3 protein-coding genes are annotated in these 4,400 nt (G+C 32.6%); all 3 read right to left on the bottom strand.

Annotated features, from left to right (window positions below):
- Positions 1-108: 108 nt before the first annotated feature.
- From BAZSYMA_RS02405 to BAZSYMA_RS02395, 3 genes are read right to left on the bottom strand one after another with little or no spacing between them, the layout of a single operon-like run.
- Positions 109-1,092 carry a virulence RhuM family protein/type II toxin-antitoxin system death-on-curing family toxin gene (locus BAZSYMA_RS02405; RefSeq protein WP_090715257.1) on the bottom strand — a complete coding sequence of 328 codons (984 nt, stop codon included), beginning with the start codon at positions 1,090-1,092 and terminating at the stop codon, positions 109-111.
- Between the two features lie 22 nt (positions 1,093-1,114).
- Entirely contained in the window at positions 1,115-1,996 is an 882-nt protein-coding gene (locus BAZSYMA_RS02400; protein WP_090715254.1) for a hypothetical protein, read from the bottom strand.
- 3 nt (positions 1,997-1,999) lie between these two features.
- Positions 2,000-3,892: a type I restriction-modification system subunit M gene (locus BAZSYMA_RS02395; RefSeq protein ID WP_277621610.1), complete on the bottom strand. Its 1,893-nt coding sequence runs from the start codon at positions 3,890-3,892 to the stop codon at positions 2,000-2,002.
- Between the last annotated feature and the right edge of the window lie 508 nt (positions 3,893-4,400).

The following is a 4,400-nucleotide window of genomic DNA, read 5'->3' as shown; positions in this document are numbered from 1 at the left end:
AAAAAATACCCTGTTTTATTTACTTTCTGTTCAATTTCCAAATACTCACGTTTAAAATATTCGGCATCAAAACGCCCAGCCTCAAGAATATCGGTTTTTTGAATTATGCTAATCTGCGGCATTTTCTTTGCTTAATAATAATAAAACCAAACCAATCAATTTATCTTTTTCACTCGGCGCTGAAGTGGCGATCAATAATGTTAGCGTCGTTAAGGTTTGCGGAGTAATTACCTGTTGATAATCAAAGCCACTTTTTTGCAAAAACCATACAAAACTAAAAGCTCCAGTGCGTTTGTTGCCATCATTAAAAGGATGATTTTTAACAATAAAATATAAAAGATGGGTGGCCTTTTCCTCAATACTAGGATAGGCATCTTCGCCAAAAACCGATTGAAAAATATTAGCAAAAATCCCTGCTAAACTGTCTTTTTTCTTTTCTTGGGCAAAAAGTTGTGTAGCTTGTTTTTTTGCTATTAGATCATTTTTCAATTTACCAACAGCCAAATACAAATTTTCTGCTTTGATTGTAATTTGATTTTTATTTAAACCCTCTTGTGGAAGTTTATCCTCATCAAATGCCTCTAAGCTAAACCAAGTATGAGCAAATGATTTAATAAGTTCTAAAACATCATCGCTGTCAATTTGATTTTTAGAAAGTAATTTAATATCATCAACAGCATTCATAAATGCTTGATAATTTTTCTCAATACGGTTTTTATTGATGGTGTAGCCTTGGACAATGTGCTGTTTTAGAGTTTTGATTGCCCATTGACGAAATTTAATTGCTTTGGCGGAATTAGTGCGATAACCAACTGCCAAAATAATATCTAAATTGTAAAACTCAATATCTCTTTTAACTTCTCTACCGCCTTCATTTTGAACTTGTGCAAAAAATGCACAAGTTGAATTTTTATCTACTTCACCATCTTTAAAAATGTTTTTAATATGTTTAGTGATAACACTTCTTTCTGTGTCAAAAATAACAGATAGATCCTTTTGGTTTGCCCAAATAGTCTGTACATCTACATCTACATCTGATTTTAGTTCAATTGCGCCGTTTTTTGCTTGGTAGATTGTTGGGATTTTGGTCATTTTATCTGCTCAATAAAAAAGCTCATAATAATCCACCACCAACGATTGCTAAATTTTTAACAGTCTCTTCGTTTTCAATTTTTTGGTTTAAATGTTGTTTGAAATCATCTAATGATTCAAAACCAATATTAGTGATATAATTTTCAATTTCTAGTTTATTGTCATCACCACTACAAATCAGTACATCTAAAAACTTTTCCATTTCTCGGATTTTAGTACCGCCTTTTGTCATTTTGTATTGAATGTCTTTCATTTCATTGTATTGCTCTTGTGTTAAATTTTCATTCTTTTCTATTTTTAAAGCAAGTTTAAGTGATGTGTTTTCTTTCCGTAATTTTTCATTCTCTTCTTTTAAACTTCCTGTTTCTTCCATCTCTAAAACTTTGTGCATAATTGGTTGTAATATTCTGTAAGAGCTTTCTACTATCTTTTGAAAATATAAATTTTCAATATCAAAACCACCATGAACTAAATTAGAGCGAATACAATAAATAATATCTAAAGTTTTTTGAAAGAACTCTATTTTTTTATCTTCCAAAATTTGGAATTTTTCTCTTTTTGTAGAAATAAAAATATAACTACCGTTTCTGCCATTTTTATTTTCCTCAATGCATTTATATTCAACGTCACCTTTTTGATTTTTTAAAGGATAATTTCGTAAATTGAGTATAAGTTCAAATAAAGCATTGTCAAACTCTATTCCTTCTTGATTTTGCAGGTCAAATATTCTTAAAAATTCATCTTTTATTCTTCCATGTTTTTTATAGTTGTCTATTGCTTCTCTATCTGTTTTTATACCTTTCAGATCTTTCTTGTACCAATTATTAAATGACATCCATAATTTTAAAAATGGTGTGATATATTCAATCTCTGATTTATCAAACAGTTTTTGATATTGCTCCATTTTTTATTTCCAAAAACTCAACTTCTGCTTTATCGCCCATTTCTCAAACTCAATCGCAATTTCTTGTAAATCGTGCTGTTGGATTAAGTGATTATGCTTGTCCAGCGACCGCTCGCCGTTATCATTAGTTTGGTAAATTTCTTTGCCAGAATTGTCTTTACCTGAGTTTTCCGATACTGCCATAAAAATTGGATAATCCTCCGCTTTTGGATTGATTTTATCATCCCATTTTTGCACAAATAATACGCTGGTTTTAGTGCCTGTATGCGGTTTAAAAGTATTGCCATCCAGTCCAACCACGGCAAGAAGCCTTGCTCTGTCCATAATAAACTCACGCACCTTGGCATCGGAGATATTGTTAAACCTGCCTTGCGGTAAAACAATTGCCATACGTCCGCCGTCTTTCAAAAAATCCAAGTTGCGTTCAATAAACAAAATATCTCTTGACATTTTGCTTTGCCTTTTGTTGCCTTTGCTGGCAATATCAAAATTTGAAAGTAAACGCGTGTCTTTCACATCCCCTGCAAAAGGCGGGTTTGCCAGCAATAAATCAAAATTAAAAAACTTCGGATTATTCTTATCTTTGGCAAGTTCTAACATTCTATCATAGCCTTCTGAGTAAGTTTTTCGCCATTTGTCATCTTTTAGTTTTTCGCTCCAGCGTGAATAGTCCAAGGTATTTAGGTGTAAAACATTGGTTTTACCGTCGCCTGCTATCATATTAAGCGTGCGTGAGACTCGCACCGATTTTTCATCAAAATCAATGCCAAAGACATTGGTTACAAAATCTTTTTGGTCTTTGGTTAGTTTTTTATTAGAAAAATTATGAAAGTTTGCCTTGCCCTGATCGGCCAACTTTGCCCACACATTAAACAAAGTATGCACAGTAAAGCCACACGATCCACAAGCAGTATCAATCATTTTTTCGTGCCGTTGTGGGTTTACCATATAAACACACATATCAATGACATTTCTTGGGGTGAAATACTGCCCTTTTGCGCCTTTGGAAGATTTATTTACTAGGTATTCAAATGCTTCGTCTATTACTTGCAAGTTAGAATTAAACAGCTTGACATTTTGCAAAAATCCCACGCAGATTTGCAGATGGTTTTCATCTGATATTCTCAGGGGTTCGCCTTCCTCAAAAATACCACTCCATTTCTTTTTGGCATTGGTAAATAGTTTGTTGATTATTTTTTTGGTATGGTGTGCATCGCCTCGGCTTCTAAATTCTAATTGGCGATAATCATTAATATTGTCGGTATTTTCATCAGCTAATAATTTTAAAATTTCTTTATCAGTTAAATTAGTATTTTTCTTTTGTTGTTTTTTAATGTCTCTTTCAATTTGAATTCTGTCTTCAGCACTTTGCATTTCATCATAAAGTTTAATGAAAATGAGTTTAAAAACTTCCTCAAAAATATCAACCCCTGCATTAGCTAACACCTCATCTTCAATTTCTTCAATTTCTTCAATCAGTAATTTTAGAGATTTACGTTCAATTGCCAAGCGGTCTTTTTGCATGAGCTCTAAATAAGTAAAAACCTCTTTTTTAACATCATTAATAGTTTCATCAAACTTTGGAATATTAGATAATGGCGCAAAATAATTAGGATTAAGGCGCTCATAATAATCAATCTCTACGCCATTTGTCCAAACCGCAAGAGGTGCCCCTGTGGCGTGGGTATAACTTTTTAACTGCTCTTTACCGTCTTTACCTTGATGTTTTTTAATTTCCAATATGCAATAAACACTAGTTTGGTCAGCTTTATTAAGAATAACAATATCGGCATATTTGTTGCTACTGCCAAAAGCAACAGGATGCTCAACCTCTAATAATCCTAATGGATAATTGTATTCGTGTAGTAATTTATCCAGCATTAATTGGCGAACAATCTCTTCAGGCTTAGCTTGGATGTCTTTCTTTCGCTTTAAACATTTAAGGATATACTTACCCTTTTTCTGAAAAATAGACTACTCTATTTTATCAATAGACTCTGTAGAGAAAATGATTAGATCATATTTTCTGTTAGATTTTATAAGTTCAGCTAATTGCATAATTGATTATTTTTATATTTAAGATATTTTACGGTTTTTTGCTGAGAACATGCTTCCCTAATCCAAAAATAGAAATCAAAAAAACACAAAAACCCCAACTGGTATAATGATTTCAACCAAAAAACAGTTTCACCCATTAGGTGGAAACCAAAGGCAACCAAGCCCCTCATTAACCAACCAAACTTTATACATTCTTGAATTCACATCATAAGTGCAACACTCAATTAGTCAACAAAATGGTATTAACCACCCTTTAATCCGACAAGACAAAGGTGTAATGGTCCAATCAACTTAGACACATTTCAAGCCACTTTTTTCAATTCAGCCATCTTCTGAGCAGGTGTAA

Source organism: Bathymodiolus azoricus thioautotrophic gill symbiont, from assembly GCF_001298715.1.
GTDB lineage: Bacteria > Pseudomonadota > Gammaproteobacteria > PS1 > Pseudothioglobaceae > Thiodubiliella.
This window is presented reverse-complemented; position numbering and strand designations above follow the sequence as displayed.